Raw genomic sequence first — 23,104 nt, forward strand, 5'->3', positions numbered from 1 at the left:
CTCCGCTCAGATGAGGCCGTATTGCCGGGCCTTGTTGCGCAGGAAGGGCAGGCCGTTGCCCATGACCTCCGCCTCGTCCTTCGCCACCGGCCGCCAGACGGCGAGGCCATAGGCCACCTCCGGCGGCATGTTGATGAAGCTCTCCATGGCGAGGCCGCCGCGGAAGCCGATGGCCGCGAGCGCCGCGCAGATCTCGTCCCACGGCACGTTGCCGCAGCCGGGCGTGCCGCGGTCGCTCTCCGACATGTGGATGTACTTGAGGTGCTCGCGCGCATCGAGGATGCCCATGGCCGCGCCCTTCTCCTCGATGTTCATGTGATAGGTGTCGAGGTGGACGAAGACATTGTCGGCGCCCACCCGCTCCACCATCTCCACGGCCTGCCGCGCGGTGTTGATGAGGTGGTTCTCGTAGCGGTTGACCGCCTCGATGCCGAGCTCGATGCCGCGCGCCTTGGCGTGCCGGGCGGCGGCCGTCAGCGCGCGGGCGATGTTGTCGTATTCCTGCTCGGTCGGCGGCACGCCGGTGCGCTCGCCGATGCCGCCGAAGATCACACCGGACAGCGCCTCGGCGCCGATCTCCGCCGTCTTGTCGATGGCGACCTTGAGATAGTCGATCGCCGCCTCGGGCCGCTGCGAGGCCCAGGCATGCTCCGGCAGGCCGAGCGAGCACACGGCCCTGAGGCCCGCTTTCTCGAGCAGCGCGCGCGAGTGGGCGGCATCGACCGCCGGCGCGTTGAGCAGCGCGATCTCGATGAAATCCATGCCGTAGGATTGCGCAGCGGCGACCGCCCGCTCCGCCCCTGCCCGGTCCCACGTCATGGTCCACATGCTCGTGTGGACGCCGAATCCCTGCATCGCTACCTCCGTCTTCTTCGTTCGAGCGCCGCCGCGACCTGCCCCGCCAGCCAGCGCAGAACCATGACCGCCACCAGCAGCATGCCCCACACCGCCGTCGCCAGATGCTGGCTGGCGCCGAGGAGGTTGAGCCCGGAGGACAGCAGCTGCAGCACGACGAGCGCCACGACGACCGGGACCGCCCGGCCGAAGCCGCCGAAGGGGTCGACGCCGCCGAGGAAGCAGGCGAGCACGGTGATGAGCAGATAGGCCTCGCCATGGCCCACGCGCACGGAATTGAAGCGCGCCATCATGATGATGCCGGCGATCGCGCACATGAGGCCGGAGAGCGTGTAGACGAGGACGATGACCTTGCGCGTATCGACTCCGGAATAGCGCGCCGCGGCGCTGTTCGAGCCGATCATGTAGATGTTGAAGCCGAGCCGCGTGCGCGACAGCATCAGATGCCACAGCCCCGCGCAGGCGAGGAAGACGATGAGCGGCACCGGCACGCCGAGGACCATGCCGTGGCCGAGCGGGCGGATGAAGGCCGGAAAGCCCGAAATGTCGCCGCCGCGCGTCAGGAACTCGCCGAGCCCGCGCAGGAAGATCATCATCGCCAGCGACACGAGGATGGGGTGGGCGCGCGAGAAGGCGATGACGAGCCCCATGACGAGACCGCTCGCCGCCCCTGCCGCGAGCGCCAGCACGACGCCGAGGGCAAAGGCCTCCGGGCCTGCGTTGACGCCGCCGTTCTGGTGCAGCACCCAGGCGACCGTCAGCCCCGCGATATTGGCGGTGAAGGTAATGGCGAGATTGAGCCCGCCGGTGAGGATCGGCAGCAGCATGGCGAGCGTGAGCAGGCCGAGCTCGGGCAGCTGGAAGGCGACCGAGCCGAAGGTCGCCGACGACAGGAAGCGCGGCGTCGCCAGGCTGAAGACCAGCATCACCATGACGAAGGCGGCGAGCGGTCCCGCAAGGTCCGCGCTCAGCCCCTGCGGCGGGCGCTTCAGGGGCAGGACCATGAAGGGGGACGTCATGGCGCCGCCCTCCCCTCGCTGCGCGTCGCGAACAGCTTTCCGATCTGCGCGTTCGACAAGGTGATGGCGACGAGGATGATGACGCCGATGATCATGCGGAAGGCGTAAGGCGACGCCCCGAGCAGGTTGAGCCCGTTCTGCACGATGGCGACGAGCAGCACGCCGAGCACGCAGCCGAGCACCGATCCCCGCCCGCCGCCGAGCCGCGCCCCGCCGAGGACGACGGCCGCCAGCACGTCGAGCTCGCGCCCGTAGAGCGCATTGGGCACCACCTCCTGTGCATAGTGAGCCTGCACAAGGCCGCCGATGCCCGCCATCAGGCCGAGCCAGCCGAAGGCGATGAACTGCATGGCGGCGACGCTGATGCCGAAGCGGCGCGCCCCTTCCGGATTGTCGCCGAAGGCATAGAGCTGGCGCCCGGTCGTCGTGTGGCGGATGAGCGCCCAGGTGGCGAAGACGCACAGGGCCATGACCAGCACCGGCAGCCGCAGCTCCGCCCAGCTGCCGTCCGCCATCTGCCGCTCGAACAGGATGATCTTGCCCGTCCACCAGTCCGGCAGGTCGTAGATCGACACGCCGCGCGTGAAGAACATCAGGAGGCCGAAGTAGATGTTGAACGTCGCGATGGTGACGACGATGGAGATGATGCGGAAGCGGTGGATGAGGAAGGCGTTGAACGCCCCGAGCAGGATGCCGATGCTGCCGGCGATGATGAGGCCGCTCACCCAGCCGCCGCCCCCGATCTGGGCGAGCGCGAGCGCCGTCAGATATTGCGCGACGGAAGCCGCGACGGCGAAGGAGATGTCGATGCCGCCGGCGATCAGCACGACGAGCAGGCCGACCGCGAAGATGATGTTGACGGCGCTGGCGTTGGCGAGGTCGAAGAGATTGACCAGCGTGAAGAAGCGGTCGCTCGCCAGCGACAGGACGAGGCAGATCGCCACGATCACCGCGAGCAGCACCATCTCGGTGGTCTGGGTCTGAAGCCTCCTAAGCATAGACCGCCGCCTCCAGCTCCGGCAGCGTGACGCTGCGCGGGTCGTATTCGCCGACGATGCGGCCGCGCGCCATGTGCAGCACCCGGTCGGCGTTGTAGTAGACCTCCGGCAATTCGTCGGAGATGAGGATGATGGCGAGCCCCTCGGCCGCCAGCCGCGCCACGATGTCGAAGATACCGGCACGGGCCCCGACGTCGACGCCCACGGTCGGCGCGTCGAGGATGAGGAGGCGCGGGTCCGTCGCGAGCCACTTGGCGATGGCGACGCGCTGCTGGTTGCCGCCCGAGAGGGTCGAGACGGCATCCTCCTGCCGGCCGATCTTGATGCCGAGTTCGCCGACCCAGCGGGCGACGAGCCCCTCCTTCCGGCGCCGCGAGATGAGCCCGCCCGTCATGACCTTGCCGAGCGAGGCGATGACGAGGTTGTCGGCGATCGACTGCGGCTGGATGAGCCCGAGCGACAGCCGGTCCTCCGACAGATAGGCGATGCCGGCGCGGATCGCGTCCCGGTTGGAGCGGAAGCGCACCGGCTTGCCGTCGAGGCGGATGGTGCCCGCATGCGGCCGGCGCATGCCGAAGAGCGTCAGGGCGAGCTCCGTGCGCCCGGCCCCGAGCAGGCCCGTGATGCCGAGCGTCTCCCCGCGCCGCACCACGAGCGAGACGTCCTCGAACTCGCCCGGGCGCGTCAGGCCCTCGACCGCGAGGACAGCGGGTGCCGCGCCATGCGAGCGAGCCCTGACATTGGCGTCGAAGGTGCGCCCCGTCATCAGCTCCGTGATGCGCGAGGGGGTCATCTCCTTCGCCGGATAGACGCCGACGAGCCGGCCGTCGCGCAGCACCGTCATCCGGTCCGATATCTCGATCACCTCCGCGAGGCGGTGGCTGACGAAGACGACCGCGATCCCCTCGCGCGAGAGGGTGCGCACGATGTCGAGCAGATGGTTGGTCTCGGCCTGCGTCAGCGAGGCCGTCGGCTCGTCCATGAAGATGATCTTCGCCTCGCCGACGAGCGCGCGGGCGATGGCGACGATCTGCCGGCGGGCGATGGAATAGTCGCGCAGCGGCAGGTCGAGGTCGAGGCTGGTGCCGAGGCGCGCCAGCACCTTCCGCGCGGTCTCGCGCATGGCCCCGTGGTCGACGCGGCGCGGGCGGCCGCCGACCACCTCCTGGAAGGCGATGTTCTCCGCCACCGACATCTCGGGGAAGAGGGCAAGGTCCTGCCAGATGACGCGGATGCCCGCCGCCTGCGCGGCGACCGGCGTCATGTGGTCGTAGACCTCGCCGTCGAAGCTGATGCGCGCCTCGCCGTCCGGCCGGTAGACCCCGGTGATGACCTTGATGAGCGTGCTCTTGCCGGAGCCGTTCTCGCCCGCGAGGCAATGCACCTCGCCGGGCATGACCTCGAATGAGACGCCCTTGAGGGCCTTGACGCCGCCGAAGGTGACGCTGACGTCACTCAGCGACAGGAGGGGCCGGGGCGCCGGCGCGGCGCCCGGTTGAGCCGTAGCCATGTCTCGTCCGCTCTCGCTTGCCGGCCGATGGCCGGGCGGGTCCCGCCCGGCAGGGATTTCGGTCCTTTCAGGCCCGGCTCCTTAGAGGCCCATGTCGGCGAGCTGATCCACCGTGTCCTTGTTGATGGTGACGAGCTGGTCGACGATGATGTTGTTGCCGTCGGGCGTGACCTTGCCGAGGCCCTCGATCTCGTCACCGGCCTCGATCTTGCCGCCCTTCATCAGCCGGTCGGCCAAAGTGACGAAGACCTCGCCGGCCTGTTTCGGGTTCCACATGAAGCCGCCCGAGATGGCGTCGGACTTGATGAGCTTGCGCCCCTGGCCGGGCGAGAAGGGCCCGAGCACGAAGATCTCGCCGACCTTGCGGCGCTCCTCGACGGCGCGGCCGGCGCCGATCGGCCCTTGGCTGCCGAAGGCGAGGAAGCCCTTGAGGTCGGGATGGGCCGAGATGAGGTCGAGCGCCGTCTTGCGGCTGGCATCGACATCCTCGGCGACGCCGTAGCGCTCGCCGACGAGCTGCATCTCGGGATATTTCTCCTTGAGGTGGGCAATGGCCGCATCGGCCCAGGCATTGTGCAGCGGCACCGTCAGCGAGCCGACGAAGACGGCATACTTGCCCTTGCCGCCCGTCTTCTCGGCGAGGAGCTCGGCATGGGCCTCGCCGAAGCCGGTGGCCGAGGCGAGCTCGAAATTCCAGTCGGCGCCCTTCTGGCTGGGCGATTCATGCGTGATGACGATGATGCCGTTGCTCTGCGCCTTGCTCAGCACCGGCTCGAGCACGGTCGCATCGTTCGGCACGACGCCGATGACCTTGACGCCCTGGGCGATGAGATCCTCGATGGCGCGCACCTGCAGCGCCGGATCGGCGCTCGTCGGGCCGACCATGAAGGCGTCCACGCCGAGCTTGGCGCCCCGCTCCTTGATGCCGGCCTCCATGGCGTTGAACCACGGAATGCCGCCGATCTTGACGACGACGCCGACCTTGCCGGTCTCCTGCGCCGCCGCCGAAAAAGCCGATGCGATGGACAAGGACGCTGCAACCGCAGCGACAAGCAGTTTTCTCATGCTTTCCTCCCAGGCAGCCATGCCCGCGCCCTTCGCGGACAATCTGCTCGCAGCCCTGTCGTTGACCGATCTTTGCGGGGCTTGCACAATCGATGGTGCAACTATTCCGCAGTTGCTATCCTGTCGTCAAGCCGCGAATAAGCCCGCCGGGTGGTTCCATGCAGGACGGGCGCAGCGGCAGTCGGATCGGCCATGAAGAGAAGCGGCAAGAGAAAGACGATCTACGACCTGTCGGCCCTGTCGGGTTGCTCGCCGTCGACGGTGAGCGCGGTGCTCAACGGCTCGTGGCGCAAGCGCCGGATCAGCGAGAAGACCGCCACGCTCGTCCTGAAGCTCGCCGACAGCCAGCAATATACCGCCAACCGGCAGGCCCGCGGCCTGCGACGCTCGCGCTCCGGCCTCGTCGGCCTCCTGCTCCCGCTCTACGACAACCGCTATTTTTCGTCGCTGGCCCAGACCTTCGAGGCCATGGTGCGGGCGCGCGGCGAATGCCCGATCGTGGCGAGCGCCAGCCGCGACCCGAGGGCCGAGCGCGAGACGGCGGAAAGCCTCATCGCCTATTCGGTCGACGAGCTCTTCATCTGCGGCGCGACCGATCCCGACGGCGTGCACGAGATCTGCGAGAAAGCCGGGCTCAGGCACGTCAACGTCGACCTGCCGGGCACCCGGGCCCCCTCGGTCATCAGCGACAATTATGACGGCGCGTGCCGGCTCACCGAGGCCGTCATCCGCCACTGCGCCGCGACAGAGCCGCTGCGCCCGGAGGAGCTCTACATCTTCGGCGGGCGCGACGACCATGCGAGCCGCGAGCGCCTCCGCGGCTTCCGCGCCGTCAAGCGCACGCTCCTCGGCGCCGACCCGGACGTCTGCATCCAGCCCACGGGCTATTCGGCCAACAACACGCGGCTCGCCTTCGAGGCGTTCTTCGCGCGCGAGGGCCGGCTGCCGCGGGCCATCATCATCAATTCGACCATCAATCTCGAAGGTTTCCTGCGCTTCATGGCGGGCTTCCCGGACGCCGCATTCAAGGATCTCGTGGTCGGCTGCTATGACTACGATCCCTTCGCGTCCTTCCTGCCGTTCCCGGTCATCATGATCCGGCAGAATGTCGAGGCCATGCTGGCCAGGGCCTTCGAGATCATCGCGGATCCCGCGGCCGCGGCGCAGATCCACCTCGTGGCGCCTGAGCTCGTGCCGCCGCGCACGGCCCTCGCCGGCCCGCTCGACGCGCTGAAGGACATGCCGCCCCGGCCGGCGGGCCGCACCACCGACGCGACCGTCGCCCATCCCGCATGATGCGCATCGGCACGCCCCTCAGGCGTCCGCCACGATGAGAAGCTCGAAGGTCACGCAGGTCGCGTTGCCATCGTGCCGCAGGCGCCCGCCGCCGATGGAACCGTCCATGCCGACGAGCGCGATGTCGAGGTCGCAGCGGCCGGCGCGCACGCGACCCGCGGTGACGAGCACCTCGGTCGCGTAGGAGGCCATCTCCGGTGCTTCGGTGAAGGTCGCGCCGACGAGGCTGCCGATGCCGTGGACCGAAGCGTCACCGATACCGTTCTCGCGGCAGATGCGCTCGATCGTCGGCGCGATGTCCTCGTTCGGTTTGATCGTGCAGGCAATCGCACGGGCCCCGTCATGCCGCGTCGCCTCGGCGGGTACGGCCCGGAACAGCCGGAAGTTCGTCTCCTCGTCCTCCCGCACGTCGAAGAGCGCGCCCGCAAGGCCCCAGGCCGCGGCCTCGACGGGCTCGCAAAGGCAGGAATCGAGCGGCAGGAGATGGCCCATGCGGCGCTCGCCGCCCGCCGGCGTCCAGAGACCGTGGCAGTGCAGGAACGGCTCGCCGTCGCGGCGCCCGACGACGAGCCCGGCATCCTCGATCACCGTCACGCCCGCGGGCGCGAAGGTTTCGCTGTACCAGGCGGCGTGCGTATCGTCCGGCGCGGCGGCGGGGATGACGTAGCGCATCGGATCGACGCGGGCGCCAGCGAGGCGGAGATAGCCGCCGGCAAGGCCGGCCTCCGCGAAGGCGCGGCCGACCGCCTCGTTGATGCTGATGCCGGCGGCAAGCGTCAGCCGCAGCGGCACCGCCGTGCACGGCACGGCGAAGAAGCGTTCGCGGGAGACGGGCCCCGGGTGGCGGATGCTGCGCATCGGGACCTCCTCAGGGCGCCAGGCCCGCATGGATGAAGCCGCCGTCGACGGCGAGGATCTGGCCGTTGACATAGGCCGCATCCTCCGAGAGCAGGAAGGCGACCGCCCCGGCGATCTCGCGCGGCGTGCCGTAACGGCGCTGGGGCACGCGCTCGATCCATTGCCGGCGCACATCCTCGGTGTGGACCGCCTTCGTCAGCGGTGTGTCGACCGGCCCCGGCGCGACCGCATTGACGCGGATGCCGGCTGCGCCGAGCTCGGTCGCCAGGACCAGCGTCAGCAGGTTCTGCCCGCCCTTCGACGCGCCGTAGGCGCTGCGGCCCTTGTTGCCGGTGAGGCCCGACACGGAGGTGATGTTGACGATGGCGCCCGGCTCCTTCGCCGCCAGCCAGTGGCGCGCCGCGGCCCGCGAGACGATGAAGGACCCCGTCAGGTTGACGTCGACGATGCGGCGAAAGTCGGCGACGCTCGTCTCCACCGCCGGACGGTCGACGGCGATGCCGGCGCAGTTGACGACGCCTGCCAGGCGATGCTCCGCCGTGATCGCCCGGATGGCCGCCTCGATCCCGACTTCGTCGGTGACGTCGCAGGCGATGCCGTGCGCGACGGGCAGGCCGAGGTCGCGGCAGGCCGCATCGAGGGCCTCGCGCTTCATGTCGATGAGGAAGACGGCATGGCCGCGCTCGCCGAGGAGCCGCGCCGTCTCGAGGCCGATGCCGGATGCGCCGCCGGTGATGGCGACGGCGCCCTTCTCGCTATTGTTCATCGCGCCCTCCTCATGCCGGGGCCTTGCCGGCGATCTCGCCGCGCCGCTCCAGCTCCTCGCGGATCATCTTCTTCGTGATCTTGCCGTAGGCCGACTTGGGCAGCGCCTCCCAGAAGATGAAGCGCTTGGGCATCTTGTAGCGGGCGATCTTGCCGTCGAGCCACCGGTCGAGGCCGAGGCTCTCGGGCGCGACGCCGGGCCGGGTGACGCAGACGGCATAGCCCACCTCCCCCCACAGCGGGTCCGGCACGCCGACGACCGCGACCTCGCCGATGTCGGGATGCTGCAGGATCTTCTCCTCGATCTCCCGCGGATAGATGTTCGACCCGCCGGAGATGTACATGTCCGAAGCGCGGCCCGTGATGTAGACGAAGCCGTCCTCGGCCATGTGGCCGAGATCGCCGGTGCGGAACCAGCCGTTGCGGAAGGCCTTCGCGTTGGCCTCGGGGTTATCGTAGTAGCCGGCGAAGACGGCCGGGCCGATGACGCAGATCTCACCGGTCTCGCCCGGCGCGACGGGATTGCCGGCGTCGTCCTGGATCTCGACCTGCATGCCCGTGCGCTCGAAGCCGCAGGTGCCGATGCGCGCCTGCGGCCCGTCCTCCGGGCTGTGATAGGCCGGCGGCAGCACGGTGATGTTGCCCGTCACCTCGCCGAGGCCGAAATATTGCACGAGCACGGCCCCGAGCGTCGCGAGCGCCTTCTTCTGGTCCTCGCGGTACATCGGCGCGCCCGCATAAATGACGTAGCGCAGGGAGGAATGGTCGAACCGGCCGACGCTCTCGTCCTCCACCAGCATCTTGAGGATGGTGGGGACGGTGAAGAGGTTCGTCACCCGCCATTCCTCGACGAGCTGCCAGACGGTCGGCACGTCGAGCTTGTCCGTCGGCAGCAGGATCGTCTTCGCCCCGTGCGCCACCTGCACGAGCTGGTGCACCCCGGCGCCATGGGACAGGGGCGCGACGACGATGGACGCGTCCTCGCGCGTCGTGCCCGGCACCAGGTCGCACAGGTGGTTGGTGATGACGAAAGCCATCTGGCCATGCGTCAGCACGGCGGCCTTCGGACGCCCGGTGGTGCCGGAAGTGTAGAAGAACCAGCACGGGTCGTCCCGCTCCACCGCGACGCTCGGCACCGTCTGGCCGAGGTGCTGCGCCACGAGGGCGTCGTAGTCCTCGCCGAAATCCGCCGCGCCGATGGCGATGGTGAATTCGAGGTCCGGCGCCGTCTCGCGGCAGGCGCGCGCGTGATCGGTGAAACCCGCGCCGCAGATGAGGCCGCGCGCGCCGCTCGCCCTGGCGAGATAGGCGACATCCTCCGGCGACTGGCGGTAGTTCGCCGGCACCCACACCGCCCCGAGGCGGAAGCAGGCGAACATCGATTCGAACATCTGGTTGCAGTTGGCGGACTGGATGAGCACCCGGTCACCCTTGCGAAGGCCGAAGCGGTCGCGCAGGGCCGCCGCCATGGCGTCGACCCGCGCCTCCATCTCGCGCCAGGTCCATTGCCGCTCGCGCCAGACGAAGCCGATGTCGTCCGGGTTGCGCCGGGCCGCCTGGGTGAGGAAATGGGAAAGGTTCATCACCCGCGTGGAACAGGGCACAACGCCCCCGGGCGGTGTCGTCGTCATCGTGCCGATCTCCTGACCTGGTTCCTCATGGCGGCCTGCCCGCGCTGCGGACTGCGGGCGGCGAACATCTGGGCGAGACGCTCCTCGACCACCCGCACCTCGAGCGCGAGATAGCCGGCAAGCTCGCTCTGGCGCTCGGGCTGCATGCGGCTGTCGATGGCCGCGATCGACAGCGCGCCGGCGAGCCGGCCATCAGGCCCGCGCACGACCATGCCGATGCCCCAGGAATTGGTGAAGATGAGCCCGGGGTTGAGCGCAAAGCCCCGGGCGCGGGTCGCAGCCACGCCCTCGCGGATGCGCGACGCCGGCAGCATGGGATATTTCGCCCTGAGCACGGCCTCATTGGCGGCGAGCACCGTCTCCACCTCCTCGTCGGGCAGGGCCGCGAGCATGGCGAGCGAGCCGGCGCCGACGCCGAGCGGATGCTCGAACCCGGCCTGCAGCGCGTGGGTGCGCACCGGGTAGGTGCCCTCCTCGCGGTAGAGGCAGACGGAAAAGGTATCGCGCCGGACCGACAGGAAGCTCGAATCCTCGGTGCGCTTCGACAGCCGCGTCAGGCTCTCCATGGCGACCTGCAGCAGCCCGAAGCGGCGCGAGGCCAGCGAGCCGAGCACATAGGCTTCCTCGCCGAGATAATAGCGGCGGCTCGTCCCGTCCTGCTCGACCAGGCCGGCGCGCATCAGCGCGAGCAGCAGGCGGCGCGCCGTCGGCTTGTTGAGGCCGCTCTCCTCGACGATATCGGTGAGCGACGCGCCCCGCTCGGCATGGCGACCGACCATCGACAGGAGGCCGAGCGCCCTGTCGACGCTCTGCGCCCCGGTCTGGTCGCGATCGCGGGACAGCGCGAGGGTCATGGCTCAGGACATCGGCCCGACGGCGCAGCTCTGGCCGCCGTCGACCGGCAGGCACACGCCGGTGATGAAGCGCGCCTCGTCGGAGGCGAGGAAGACGGCCGCGGCGGCAATGTCCCAGGCTGTCCCCATGCGGCCGGTCGGCACGAGCGCGTTGCGCGCCGCCACCATCTCCTCGACCGAGCCGTACTGGCCGGAGATCTGCTTGTAGATCATCGGCGTGTCGATGAGGCCGGGCATGATGCAATTGGCGCGGATGCCCTGCCGGGCATATTGCATGGCGAGCGCCACGGTCGCCTGGTTCACCGCCGCCTTGGTGGCGTAATAGGAGAAATACGGGTAGCCGACGTAGCGGATGGCCGCGAGCGAGGAAATGTTGACGATGGCCCCGCCGCCGCCCTTGAGCATATGCGGCAGCACGGCCTTGGCGGTGCGGTAGACGGAGCCGATGTTGAGGTCGAGCGCGGCCTGGAACCGCTCCTCGTCGAGCTCGACCGGGCCGCCCATGTGGGTGACGCCGACATTGTTGTGCAGGATGTCGATGGCGCCGAAGGCCTCCATCGCCGCAGCCGCCACGGCCTCCACCGAGGCGAGGCTCGTCACGTCCGCCGCGAGCGCGATGGCCTCGTTGCCCTCCTCGCGGATGATCGCCGCCGTCTCGGCCGCGGCCGCCTCGGCAAGGTCGACGCAGGCGACCCTGGCGCCCTCACGGGCGAAGGCGACAGCGGTCGCCTTGCCGTTGCCCCAGCCGGGGCCGGACGAGCCGGCGCCGAAGACGATCGCGCATTTTCCCTTCAGTCGATCGGCCACGGTCGGTGTCTTCCCTTGTGATGAACTTCGCCATTGCCAGCCCGCCGCGACGAGCACGACGCGGACCGGCGCAGCTCTTCCCCTCCCCCCGCTTGCGGCGGGGAGGGGCTAGGGGTGGGGGGACATCCGCCCCCCCAGAACGACTTCTGCCGCCTGCCTGCGGCACCTCCCCCCACCCCGACCCTCCCCACCGCAAGCGGGGGGAGGGAGAAGCCAGCCTCCCCTCGAGGGACGACGAGAGCCTGCTGTCCGGGAGCCGACCTGCTCCAGGCCGGTTACGCCGGGGCGATCGCCTTCTCGAGGATCGCCCAGGCCTCGTCGCCGTACTTGCCCTTCCACTCGGCATAGAAGCCGGCGTCGCGCAGCTTGGCGCGGAAGGAATCGGGCGCGGGCTGGTTGAACTTCATGCCCTTGGCGATGAGGTCCTCCTGCACCGAGGCGTTGAGCTTGGCGACGTCCTCGCGCTCCTTCACCGCAGCCTCGTTGAGGTTCTTGGCGACGATGGCGCGCACATCCTCGGGCATGCGCTGCCAGGCGCGCCGGTTGGCGAGGAACCAGAAGCCGTCCCACATGTGGTTGGTGAGCGAGCAGTACTGCTGCACCTCGTAGAGCTTGGCCGTCGAGATGATGGCGAGCGGGTTCTCCTGCCCGTCGACGATCTTGGTCTGCAGGGCGGAATAGACCTCGGCGAAGTTGATGCTCGCGGGGGCGGATTCGAAGGCCTTGAACATCGAGGTCCACAGCGGGCTCACCGGCACGCGGATCTTGAAGCCCTTGAGGTCGTCGGCCGTGTTGATGGGCCCGGTCGAGCTCGTGATCTGGCGGAAGCCGTTGTCCCAGATCTTGTCCATGACGACGAGGTTGGCCTTCTCGATCTCGCCGCGGACATATTTGCCGAGATCGCCGTCCATCGCCGCCCACACGGCGTCGTAGTTGGGGAAGGCGAAGCCGATGCCGCTGATCGAGGCATTGGGCACCAGCGTCGAGAGGATGAGCGGCGAGAGCGTGAAGAACTCGACGCCGCCCGAGCGCACCTGGCTCAGCATGTCCGTGTCGGCGCCGAGCTGGTTGCTGGGGAAGATCTGGATCGCGACGCGACCGCTCGTCTCCTCGCGGATCTTCTCGACCGCCTCCTGCGCGCGCACGTTCATCGGGTGCGAGACGGGCAGGTTGTTGGCGTATTTGTAGTTGAACTCGGCGGTCTGGGCGCCGGCATATTTCAAAGAGCCGGCAAAGGCGACCGAAGCGGTGCCCGCGAGCATCGTGCGACGAGAGATCTTCATGGGGTCGTTTCCTTCCTGATTGAGCTTTTTCTCGTTTTTTAAAGGTAAGCCGTCGACAGCGCCGGAATGGCCGCGATCAGCAGGAGCCCGACGACGAGCGCGCCGAGATAGGGCCAGATCGCCGACATGGCCTCGTCCGGCGAGACGTCGCCGATCTTGCAGGCGATGTAGAAGCCGATGCCGATGGGCGGCGCCATCAGGCCGATGTTCATCGCCGTCACCACGACCATGGAATAGTGGATGTCGTTGATGCCGAGCCTTGCCGCGATGGGGAACATGATCGGCGCCATCAGCACGATCGCCGGCAGCCCCTCGAGCACGCAGCCGAGCACGAGGAAGACAGCGATGCTGACAAGCATGAAGGAGAACCAGCCGCCCGGCAGGTTTGTCATGTAGCCGGCGAGCTGGTTGGCGAAGCCGGTCTGGGTCAACGCCCAGGCCATGGCCGAGGCCGTGCCGAGGATGAGCAGGATGGCCCCCGACAGCGCCGCCGTCTCCACCAGCATGCTGTAGAACTTGCGCAGGCTGATGCCGCCATAGAGCACGATGCCGATGACGATGGCATAGAGCACCGCGATGGTGGAGACCTCGGTGGCCGTCGCGACGCCGCCGCCCACCGCGCCGCGGATGAGGAAGGGCAGGACGAGTGCGGGCGCCGCGACGACGAGCGCCTTGCCCACGACGGCGAGCGGCGCGCGCCGGACCCCCTCCATGTTCTCGCGGGCCGCCTTGATGCGCGCCAGGACGGCGAGCACGACGAGCAGCACCATGGCGATGACGAAGCCGCTCGTGAACAGCCCCGCGATGGACACGCCCGCCACCGAGCCGAGCACGATGAGCACGATCGAGGGCGGCACCGTGTCCGCCATGGCAGCGCCCGTGGCGAGCAGCGCGATCATCTCGCGCGGCTTGTGGCCGCGGCGCTTCATCTCCGGAAACAGCGCCGGCGCCACCGTCGCCATGTCGGACACCTTGGAGCCCGAGATGCCCGAGACGAGGAAGAGCGAGCCGAGCAGGACATAGGACATGCCGGCCTTCACGTGGCCGAGCAGCGAGGCCATGAACTCGACGATCGCCTTGCCCATGCCGGTGGCGTCGAGCACGCAGCCGAGCAGCACGAAGACCGGCACCGACAGGAGGATGAGGCTCGACATGCCCTCGTCGATGCGCCCGACCAGCACGATGACCGGCACATGGGTGCTGAAGAGGATGAAGGCGATCGTCCCCATGCCGAAGCAGAAGGCGATCGGCACGCCGGCAAGGAGGCACAGGGCGACGATGCAGACGAGGAAGATGAGGATGTTGAGATAGCCGAGCGACAGGAAGAACGGCGAGAAATACCAGGCGAGCAGCCCGAGCGCGGCGACGAGCGCCATGGCGCCGACAAGGTGCGGCAGCGTCGAGCCCCGCACCGCATGGCCGACCGCGAGCACGAACATCAGCACGAGCCCGACGACGAGGGCCGAGGCGCGGAAGCTCATGGGGATGTTGAGCGCGGCCGAGGTGACGTACCACTCCTCCTCGACATATTCGACCGCCGGCATGATGAGCGCCATGAGCACGGTGGCGACGACGACCAGCGCCAGCGTGTTGACGAAGGCACGGGTCTTTTCCGGCAGGAGACCGAGGAAGAGCGTCAGACGCAGGTGCTCGTTGCGGTCGATGGCGATCGCGGCGCCGAGCATGGCGAGCCAGAGGAAGGAGATCGACGCCGCCTCGTCGATCCACACGATCGGCAACGACAGGACATAGCGCGACACGACGCCGGTCAGGAGAAGGCCGATGACGGCGACGAGCAGGACCGATGCCGCGAACTCGACCGGCCACATCAGGCGCGAGCCCGGCCGCGCATCGACGACCTCCGACGGCGTCTCGAGCACCAAAGCGTCGTTGTCCGCGGCAGCCATCCTGCGCGCTCCTCCCGTTTCCTCACCGGCCCGTGCCCACCGCAGTGCGGCGAGCCTGCGCTCAGGTCCACATTATGATTTTTCGTGGCGTGGGAGAGCAGTCATCGCATGGAATGGTGAGGCAGGCAACATCGACACCGCAATTTGACAGGTCCGCATCGTGGACTGTTGAGCGCCCAAGTACCTCGCGGCCCGCGGCCGTGGCGCCTGCGAGCACCGATCGCCTCCCGATCAGCCGCCGCCCGCGAGTGCGGCCGGCCCGCGGTGCGCCGGCACGGCCCGGCCCTCCTCCTGAGGCAAGCGCGCCAGAAAGGCCGCCGCGTCCGAAGCGCTCATCGCGGTGGCATAGAGATGGCCTTGCGCATTGTCGCAGCCGAGTTCGTGCAGACGGACGGCCTGGCTGAGCGTTTCGACGCCTTCGGCGGTGATCTGCATCTTCATGCGATGGCCGAGATGGATCACCGCCGAGACGATCGCCTCGTCGTCCTCGTTGCGCTCGATCTCGTGGATGAAGCTCTTGTCGATCTTGATGTGGTTGATCGGAAAGCGCTTGAGATGGCTGAGGGAGGCGTAGCCGGTGCCGAAGTCGTCGAGGGCGATGGAGAAGCCCGCCGCGTGGAGCTCCTCCAGCGTCGCCGCCGCATCGGCCAGCATCTGGTCGAGGAAGACCGCCTCCGTGATCTCCACCTCGATCGACCGGGCCGGTATTCCCCGCCTCGCGAGCATGTCCATGATCGAACATGCGAGGCGGCGGTCGCTGAACTCGGCCGGTGAGACATTGACCGCGACCTGGACCGGGGCGAGGCCCTGATCGAGCCAGCGGCGCATGTCCGCCGTGACGCGGTCGAGGACCTGCTCGCCGAGGGCGCGCGACAGTTCCTGGTCCTCGAATGCGACGCCGAACGACGCCGGGGTCAGCAGCCCGCGGCCCGGATGGCTCCACCGCGCCAGTGCCTCGAAACCGACGATCCGCCCGGAGGCGAGGCAGACCTTGGGCTGGTAGTAGGGCACGATCTCGCGCGCCCTGAGCCCGCGCCGCACGTCCTCGACAAGGGCGATGCGCTCCTCCACCGCCGCGCGCAGGACCGGCGTATAGGTGACGAAGCGATTGCGGCCTTCGGCCTTCGCGCGATAGAGCGCGATGTCCGCGCTCTTCAGGAGATCCTTGGCGCTCGCCCCGTCGTCGGGAAAGGTCGCGATGCCGATGCTGGCCCGCGTCGCGAAGGTCCGCCCGCGGGTCGCGAAGGGCTCGAGGAGGGTCGTGCGGATGCGCTCGGCCAGCTTCTCGGCACAGCCGGCCGCAGGGGGCTCGCGCACGAGAACGGCGAATTCGTCGCCGCCGAAACGCGCCACCACGTCCCCGGCACGGGCCGTCCGGCGCAGGCGGGCGCCGACCTCCATGAGGAGCTGGTCGCCGGCATCGTGACCGAGCGTGTCGTTCACGTCCTTGAAGTGATCGAGGTCGACGAGAAGCAGGCTGAAGGCCGAGGTCTCGCCGGCCGTATTGGCGCAGATGTGCTCCAGCGTCTCCTGAAACGAGGCGCGGTTGCTGAGGCCCGTCAGACCGTCGAGGCTGGCCATGCGCCAGGCCTCCTCCTCCGCCTGCTTCTGCGCCGTGATGTCGAAGGTCACGCCGACCAGCCGGTCCTCCCCCACCCGTTCACCGCGGATGGCGAGCCAGAGGCGCTGCCCGTCGGGCCGCAGGTAGCGGATCTCGATCGTGTCGCCACAATCCGGCGAGCGCAGGAAATCACGCCTCAGCTGCCGGTCCTGAGGATGAATGCAGGCCAGGATCTCCTCGACCGGCCCGGAGCCGATGCCCAACAGGCCGGCGGCATTCTCGCTGCGGGTGACGAAACCCGTCGCCAGATCCTGTTCCCAGGCGATCATCCGCGCCGCCTGCAGCGCCAGCCTGAGGCGGCGCTCGCTGTTGCTGAGCGCGTGCAGCGACCTCTTTCGCTCCGTGATGTCGCGAACCGTGCCGATCTTGCGGACCGGCCGCCCGTGCTCGTCGACGAGGGTGCGCCCGGTTGCTGCGACCCATCGCTCCTCGCCCGTATCGGCCCGCAGGATGCGGTATTCGCCGCGATAGACGGAGCCGTCGGCCGGACTGGCGATGAAGAAGCGCCGCTCGACGTCGTCGCGATCGTCCGGGTGAACACGCGCGCGGAAGGAATCGCGGTCGACCGGCGCATCGTCGGGAAGGCCCAGAATGGCACGCGCCTGCGCATTCCACTCGCGGCGGCCGGTGACGAAATCGGCGTCCCAGATGCCGAGGGCGGTGCTCTCGACGGCGAGGCGCAGCCGCTCCTCGCTGGCGCGCAGGGTTTCCTGCGCCTCCACGCGCTCGTGGATGTTGGACAGCTTGCCCACCCACTCGCGGATCTCACCACCGCCGTCGCGCACGGGCACGGCGCGTGCCTCGACCCACCGGTAGTCGCCGCCGCGCGTCAGCACCCGGAAAGAGCCGTCATAGGCCGACCCGTCGGCAAGCGCGGTCTGCCAGCGCGCCACGATCCGCGGGCGGTCCTCCGGATGGACCGCCGCGAGCCAGCCCCAGTCGCGGAAGTCGTCGCCCTGCTGCGCCGAGAGGGACGCCCAGCCCCATTGCTCGGTCACGCGCCCGTCCGGCGAGGCGATCCACAGGACCATCGCGCTCGTCTCGTGAAGCGCGCGGTAGCGCTGGGCATTCAGCGCCAGCAGGAGCTCCGCCGTCTTGCGATCGTCGACATCGATGGTCGTCCCGAGCCACCCCTCCAACCGGCCGTCGGCGTCGTATGTCGGGGCGCCGCGGGCCGTCACCCATCGATAAGCGCCGGAGTGATGCCAGAGGCGGTAGTCGATCTCGTATCCGTCCTGCGCACACATGGCCTGCCGCCACGCCCGCTCGGCCAGGATACGGTCGTCCGGGTGGAGCCATCCCGTCCAGTTGTCCGACGTGATCGTGCCGGGCGGAACACCGACGAAGTCGTGCCAGGCCTTGTTGAAGATGTCCCGGGAGCCGTCGGCGCGGCTCATCCAGAGCATCTGCGGCGTGCCGTTGATGATCCGGTCGAACCGCCGGGAAAGGTCGCTCACCTGCCGCCTGAGGCGGGGAGCCGACCAGGCATTGCTCGCGGATGGCGCCCGCCGCGCGACGCGGCGTTTCCTTCTCGGCATCTCGACGTCTCACCGCACCGGCCGGCCCGGGGGCTCACCGCTCCCGGACGGCCGACCCTTCCCTCCCGCCGAAGGCGAGGCCGGCGCATGATCGTCACGCCGGCTGCCCTCGAATTAGGCATTAGGTCAGCAGGAAAAACGTGAAGCAACACTTAAGTCTGTCGCCCGCCCCGGTGAGGCGCTCGCGGCCTTGGGTTGCGAGGGCCGCCGGAAGCGATGCGCCCGGCCGGCGATGCGGCTCTTCCTGCTATTCCGCGGCCTGCCGCCGCGCGGCAAGGTTGCGCTCCCAGGCAAGCGCGTGGGCCACGATGGTGTCGAGGTCGTCGAGCTCCGGCTTCCAGCCGAGCGTCTCGCGGATGCGCCCGGCACCGGCGACGAGTGCGGCGGGATCGCCCGCCCGGCGCGGTGCATGGTTGACCGGAAAATCGACGCCGGAGACGCGCTTGACCGCCTCGATGACCTCGAGCACCGAATAGCCGCGCCCGTAGCCGCAGTTGAAGACGGCGCTCTCGCCGCCTGCGGCCAGATGGTCGAGGGCGAGGACATGGGCCCGCGCCAGGTCGCTGACATGGATGTAGTCGCGCAGGCAGGTGCCGTCCGGCGTCGGATAATCGGTGCCGAAGACGTCGAGATGCGTGCGCTCGCCGAGCGCCGCCTGCGTCGCGACCTTGATGAGGTGGGTCGCACGCGGGCTCGACTGGCCGGAGCGGCCGGCCGGGTCGGCGCCGGCGACGTTGAAATAGCGCAGGGCGACATATTTCAGCGGATGCGCCCGCGCCGTGTCGCGCAGCATCATCTCGGTCATCAGCTTCGACGTGCCGTAGGGCGAGACCGGATCGAGCGGCGCCGTCTCGACGATCGGGCTCTCCTTCGCGTCGCCGTAGACGGCGGCGGTCGAGGAGAAGAGGAAGCGCGGCACGCCGTTCGCCACCGCCGCGGCGATGAGCGCGCGCGATCTGACCGTATTGTTGAGATAGTAGCCGAGCGGGTCGGCGACCGAATCCGGCACCACGATGGAGCCGGCGAAATGCACGATGGCATCGACGCCGTGCTCGCGGATCACCTTGCCGAGGAGCGCCTCGTCGCCGCAGTCGCCCTCGACGAAGGCCGCCTCGGGGTGCACCGCCCAGCGAAAGCCGGTGCTCAGGTTGTCGAGGACCACGACCTCGCGCCCGGCATCGCGCAGGGCGAGCACCATGTGGCTGCCGATATAGCCCGCACCGCCCGTCACCAGAACCGTCATCGCCGTCCCCTTGAGATCATCCGTCGTTGCATGTGTCCTGCCCGGCCTTATCAGCCGCCGCGCTTCAGTTCCACCGGCACGCGGACGAGATCCCGGTCCCACGTGACCTTGCAGTTTCTGAGTTGATAACGCGTGAGATAGAGATAGCCGCGCTCGCCGAAATCCTCGTAGGAAAAAGTCTTCGCACCGGGGTCGATGAGCGAGGGGTAGAAATAGGCGTGCCGTTCGTCGCACGACTTGTCCCACAGGAGCTCCGCCGCCATGACGAGCCGCGGCTCGCTCCATTCGATGAGATCGCGCGAGGTGGAGGTGAAGAAGCCCTCGGCCACGCTGCCGTCCGGCATCTTGCGCTTGTCGCCGAACACCGCCATCACCTCGCCGCTGTCGCGCAGCGTGACGAGCCCGCCGATCATGCGGCCGATGATGCGCGTCGCCACCGGCGTGCAGGTGTGCGCGTCGGCATCGGTCACCTCGTCTCGGAAGGGATCGACGAAGCGGGCGGAGAAGTCGCGCCCGTTCCACGCCCGCCAGGACGCAGGATCGCCGAGGTTCTTCGTCCGGATGAGGCAGGCGCCGCGCTTCTGCGCCCGGTAGCCGTCGGCGAAGATGAAGGCGTAGTACCAGCCGTCGCGCTTGATGATGTTGGTCGGATTGGCGTAGCCGACGCGCGCCTGGCGGTCGGTCGGGAAGTCGTAGGGCAAGGTCGCCACCACGGGCGGGCCGCCCTCCCCCTCCGGCCGGAAGCTGCGGCCGCCGTCACGCGAGACGAGCCCGGTGACGGTGTTGAGCAGGCAGGCGCTGTACTTGCCGGCCGGGCACTGGCCCGGCGTGCGTTCGCCGCGCAGCTCCGTATGGGCCAGCGCATAGACCGTGCGCCCGTCGCCCGTGTAGACGCTGCTGATCCAGCTGAGGTCGTCGAAAGCCGCGAGCTTCGGCGAGCGGTTGGCCTCGTAGATCACCGCGCAGCTCGGCACCACCGCATCGAGGCTGGGGCCGAGCAGCGCGCGGTTGTCGTTGTGGCTGATGATCAGCCGCACCTCGCCGTCCACGTTGCGGAAGGCACGCGCCGGGGCATCCGGCACGTGGCTCTTGACGCAGGCGTCGCGGGACCAGTCGAACACGGTCTCGACCGGCCCCGTCGGCGCGAGGGAATAGCCGCCGGAGGCCTGGGCGCGGGCCGCGCCGGGCGCGAGCCCGGTCGCGATCGCACCCGCGAGCACTCCTGCAACGACAGCGGTGGCAGCCCCCCTCGCGCTGACCGCCATCACGCCACCTTGCGCGCCGGCTCCGGCGCCTTCTGCATGACGTCGACCATCTTGGTATCGGCGCCGTTCTCGACGAGGAACTGGCGCATCTCGCGGTAGGTGTGATGATAGGCCCGGTTGAACTTGTCGAAGAGCGACTGGTCCCAGTATTCCTCGAGCACGAAGTCCTTGCCCGAGAAGACGTCGAAGCTGGGGATCTGGTACGTCTCGGCGAATTCCACCGTGCGGCTGTCATAGGTGAAATAGATGGACGGGGTGCCGTTCGACAGCGCCATCAGGTTGCCGTGCAGCCGGTAGCCGAGGACGATGTCCTTCTGCTGCACCAGCGCCTCGTAGTCGGCGACGACGTCGGAATAGAACAGCCGCTCGCGATGCAGCTTCTCCATCACCTCGTCGAGATACCACTCGGAGACCCACTTGTTGGCCCGCAGCGCCTCGAAGGCCTCTTCCTTCTGCTCGGGCGTGCCGAAGACGATCTTCTTTTCCTCGACCTCGCCCTGGGCCATCAGCACCACGTCGAAGCGCTGGGCCAGCGACTTCACGAGGTCGCGGTGGAAGGTGAGATAGCGCTTGATGTCCTGCGCATAGGCCGGCGAGACCTCACGGCGCATGGTGATGCCGGCGTATTTCACCTTCTCCAGCGGCGGCAAGGTGATCGCCAGGTTCGGGTCGTTGCGGCGGAAGGCCGTGGGGCAGCCGACGATGCGCACGTTGCGGATGCCGATGTCCCACAGCACCTGCGCCGAATAGGCACCGCGCACGCCGATGGAGGTGGTGGAATCCGCCATCATGCGCAGCACGGTCTTCGTCTCGTCGGACAGTTCGATCTTGCCCTTGACCGGCGCCTGCGCGCCGATGCCGAAGGCGATGACCGGGATCTTCAGCCGCTGCAGCACCTCGAGCGTGCGGCTCCACTTCATGTCCTTGTGCACGTAGTTGGAGCCGCGCAGGAAGACGTAGTCGTATTCCCGGTTGATGCGGTCGATGTCGTCGAGGTTCGGGTTGGCGATCTGCAGCACGTCGAGCTTCTCGTAGTTGAGAAGCTTCAGCGAGGAATCGAAGACGAAGGCGTCGCCGATGTTGTGATAGTGGTTGATGTGCGCCTGGACGTCCTTGTAGCGGTACCAGCGGACGCAATCGTGATCGTAGACCTCTCCCGAGGGGATCATCACGAGAATTCTTGCCATAGGACCTCTCCCTTTCACCTGTGGCGTTACGATGGACAATTCAGGCGCTGCGCGCCGCCGCCGAGGGCACCTCGGCGGTGGCCCGAGCCGCGGCGCGCTCCGCCGCGACGGCGTTGTAGAGATCGAGGTGGCGCTGCGCGCACTCCTCGTAGTCGATGGGGCGGGTGATGCCCGCGCGCAGCCGGTCCCAGAGGGTCTCGTCCGTCAGCGCCTCGACCATGCGGTCGACGAGGTCCTCCGACGAGCCGACGCGGAAGTGCAGGCCGTCGACGCCGTCGGTGATCTTCTCGGCCATGCCGCCGATGTTGCTCGAGATGAGCGGGCGGCCGTGAAAGAACGATTCCTGGATGACGATGGGCGAGTTCTCCCACCAGATGGAGGGGATGATCGTCCAGTCGATGGAGCGCATCAGGCGCGGCATCTCGCTGTTCTGGTAGGCGCCGTAGAAGCGCACGCGCGGGCCGGCCCGCTCGATCAGCGCCTCGATCTTCTCCTGGAAGGGCTTGGGCTGGCGCTCGAGGTTGCCGCCGAAGATCATCAGCTGGGCATCCTCGCCCCACACCGCCTCGGGGATGCGCCCGACCGCGTCGAGCAATACGTCGACGCCCTTGAAGGACGTGATCTGGCCGAAATAGGCGAAGCGGCAGCGCCGCCCGCCGGGCGGCAGCGGTCGCGGCGGCGCCGGCTCGGCGATGTCGAGCCCGTTCTCGATGACCGTGAAGCGCGAGGCGTCGAGCCCCCAATCGACATAGCGCTCGACGAGGAAGCGGCTCGGCGAGACGAAATGGTCCGCGACGTCGAGGAGGCCGCGCACGAAATGCTCCCGGCGCAGGAAGCGGGCCGGCGAGATGTCGGGGAAGCAGGCGTTGCAATCCGCCGGCGAAGCGCGGTTGCAGAGCTTGGCGCCGCCGGTCTTCACCATCTGCCCGTGGTGATGGCAGATGGAGAGGAACTCGTGGAAGGTCACGATGATCAGCGTCTCGGGCAGTGCCTGCCGCACGGCATAGAGGCATTCGAGGCCGAGGCCGATGAAGTGGTGGAAATGCACCACGTCCGGCTTCAGGTCGCGCACCACCCGCAGGAGGTCGCGCTCGATCTCCTCCGTATTGCGGTTCGACAGCAGGAAGTGGTCGTATTCGTCGGCGTGGTACAGGATCTCGCCCTGTTTCTGGCGCAGGCTCAGGAGCGCCGTCGCGCCGTGGCGCGCGACCGGGTGGCCGACGCGGGCGAGATAGCGCGAGCCGACGCCGTCGATGCGGTTGAGCCCCTTGTGCAGGTTGTAGGACGCAATCTCGGCGCCGCCGAGCGAGAAGCTCGGGTGGCCATGCGAGACGACGAGCACGCGCAGCGGATGGTTCGCGGCGCGCGGCGTCTGGCGGTCGGATCTCGAACGATCGGTCAT

The 23,104-nt window shown here is 68.6% G+C and carries 18 protein-coding genes; 1 reads left to right on the plus strand and 17 read right to left on the minus strand.

Annotated features, from left to right (window positions below):
• Positions 1 to 6 precede the first annotated feature (6 nt).
• The 5 genes from AL346_RS20730 to AL346_RS20750 all read right to left on the minus strand — a co-directional run bounded on the left by AL346_RS20730 (position 7) and on the right by AL346_RS20750 (position 5,447).
• Entirely contained in the window at positions 7 to 855 is an 849-nt protein-coding gene (locus tag AL346_RS20730) for a sugar phosphate isomerase/epimerase (protein ID WP_019400141.1), read from the minus strand.
• Positions 856 to 857: 2 nt separating this feature from the next.
• Positions 858 to 1,859 carry an ABC transporter permease gene (locus tag AL346_RS20735; protein WP_026014768.1) on the minus strand — a complete coding sequence of 334 codons (1,002 nt, stop codon included), beginning with the start codon at positions 1,857 to 1,859 and terminating at the stop codon, positions 858 to 860.
• An 11-nt stretch (positions 1,860 to 1,870) separates the two neighbouring features.
• A complete protein-coding gene (locus AL346_RS20740) occupies positions 1,871 to 2,872 on the minus strand; it encodes an ABC transporter permease (protein ID WP_026014767.1) in 1,002 nt (333 codons plus the stop codon).
• Entirely contained in the window at positions 2,865 to 4,382 is a 1,518-nt protein-coding gene (locus AL346_RS20745; protein WP_019400138.1) for a sugar ABC transporter ATP-binding protein, read from the minus strand. The genes AL346_RS20740 and AL346_RS20745 overlap by 8 nt, the downstream gene beginning before the upstream one ends.
• Before the next feature lie 81 nt (positions 4,383 to 4,463).
• On the minus strand, positions 4,464 to 5,447 hold the full coding sequence (locus AL346_RS20750) for an autoinducer 2 ABC transporter substrate-binding protein (RefSeq protein WP_026014766.1): 984 nt from the start codon (positions 5,445 to 5,447) through the stop codon (positions 4,464 to 4,466).
• A 192-nt stretch (positions 5,448 to 5,639) separates the two neighbouring features.
• On the opposite strand from AL346_RS20750, the gene AL346_RS20755 reads away from it, so the two are divergent.
• A complete protein-coding gene (locus AL346_RS20755) occupies positions 5,640 to 6,743 on the plus strand; it encodes a substrate-binding domain-containing protein (RefSeq protein ID WP_019400136.1) in 1,104 nt (367 codons plus the stop codon).
• Positions 6,744 to 6,761: 18 nt separating this feature from the next.
• On the opposite strand, the gene AL346_RS20760 is transcribed toward AL346_RS20755, so the two are convergent.
• The 12 genes from AL346_RS20760 to AL346_RS20815 form a co-directional block, all read right to left on the minus strand.
• The gene (locus AL346_RS20760) at positions 6,762 to 7,601 is read right to left on the minus strand and encodes a PCC domain-containing protein (protein WP_019400135.1); all 840 of its coding nucleotides are present in this window, start codon (positions 7,599 to 7,601) and stop codon (positions 6,762 to 6,764) included.
• Positions 7,602 to 7,611: 10 nt separating this feature from the next.
• The gene (locus tag AL346_RS20765) at positions 7,612 to 8,367 is read right to left on the minus strand and encodes an SDR family NAD(P)-dependent oxidoreductase (protein WP_019400134.1); all 756 of its coding nucleotides are present in this window, start codon (positions 8,365 to 8,367) and stop codon (positions 7,612 to 7,614) included.
• Positions 8,368 to 8,377: 10 nt separating this feature from the next.
• On the minus strand, positions 8,378 to 9,997 hold the full coding sequence (locus AL346_RS20770) for an acyl-CoA synthetase (protein ID WP_026014765.1): 1,620 nt from the start codon (positions 9,995 to 9,997) through the stop codon (positions 8,378 to 8,380).
• Positions 9,994 to 10,851 carry an IclR family transcriptional regulator gene (locus AL346_RS20775; RefSeq protein WP_019400132.1) on the minus strand — a complete coding sequence of 286 codons (858 nt, stop codon included), beginning with the start codon at positions 10,849 to 10,851 and terminating at the stop codon, positions 9,994 to 9,996. Before AL346_RS20775 ends, AL346_RS20770 begins: the two co-directional genes overlap by 4 nt.
• Before the next feature lie 3 nt (positions 10,852 to 10,854).
• The gene (locus AL346_RS20780) at positions 10,855 to 11,658 is read right to left on the minus strand and encodes an SDR family NAD(P)-dependent oxidoreductase (RefSeq protein WP_019400131.1); all 804 of its coding nucleotides are present in this window, start codon (positions 11,656 to 11,658) and stop codon (positions 10,855 to 10,857) included.
• A gap of 275 nt (positions 11,659 to 11,933) precedes the next feature.
• A complete protein-coding gene (locus AL346_RS20785; protein ID WP_019404468.1) occupies positions 11,934 to 12,941 on the minus strand; it encodes a TRAP transporter substrate-binding protein in 1,008 nt (335 codons plus the stop codon).
• Between the two features lie 38 nt (positions 12,942 to 12,979).
• Positions 12,980 to 14,848, minus strand: a complete 1,869-nt coding sequence (locus tag AL346_RS20790; RefSeq protein WP_019404469.1) for a TRAP transporter large permease subunit — start codon at positions 14,846 to 14,848, stop codon at positions 12,980 to 12,982.
• Between the two features lie 231 nt (positions 14,849 to 15,079).
• Positions 15,080 to 17,926, minus strand: a complete 2,847-nt coding sequence (locus AL346_RS20795; protein ID WP_019404470.1) for an EAL domain-containing protein — start codon at positions 17,924 to 17,926, stop codon at positions 15,080 to 15,082.
• 328 nt (positions 17,927 to 18,254) lie between these two features.
• On the minus strand, positions 18,255 to 19,250 hold the full coding sequence (galE, locus tag AL346_RS20800; RefSeq protein ID WP_019404471.1) for a UDP-glucose 4-epimerase GalE: 996 nt from the start codon (positions 19,248 to 19,250) through the stop codon (positions 18,255 to 18,257).
• A 50-nt stretch (positions 19,251 to 19,300) separates the two neighbouring features.
• Positions 19,301 to 20,515 (minus strand): hypothetical protein, encoded by a 1,215-nt coding sequence (locus AL346_RS20805; RefSeq protein WP_026015536.1) that lies wholly within the window; start codon positions 20,513 to 20,515, stop codon positions 19,301 to 19,303.
• Positions 20,515 to 21,702 (minus strand): polysaccharide pyruvyl transferase family protein, encoded by a 1,188-nt coding sequence (locus tag AL346_RS20810; protein ID WP_053194109.1) that lies wholly within the window; start codon positions 21,700 to 21,702, stop codon positions 20,515 to 20,517. Before AL346_RS20810 ends, AL346_RS20805 begins: the two co-directional genes overlap by 1 nt.
• Positions 21,703 to 21,742: 40 nt before the next feature.
• Positions 21,743 to 23,104 (minus strand): glycosyltransferase family 4 protein, encoded by a 1,362-nt coding sequence (locus AL346_RS20815; protein ID WP_050996765.1) that lies wholly within the window; start codon positions 23,102 to 23,104, stop codon positions 21,743 to 21,745.

The organism is Chelatococcus sp. CO-6, from assembly GCF_001271345.1.
GTDB classification, from domain to species: domain Bacteria; phylum Pseudomonadota; class Alphaproteobacteria; order Rhizobiales; family Beijerinckiaceae; genus Chelatococcus_A; species Chelatococcus_A caeni.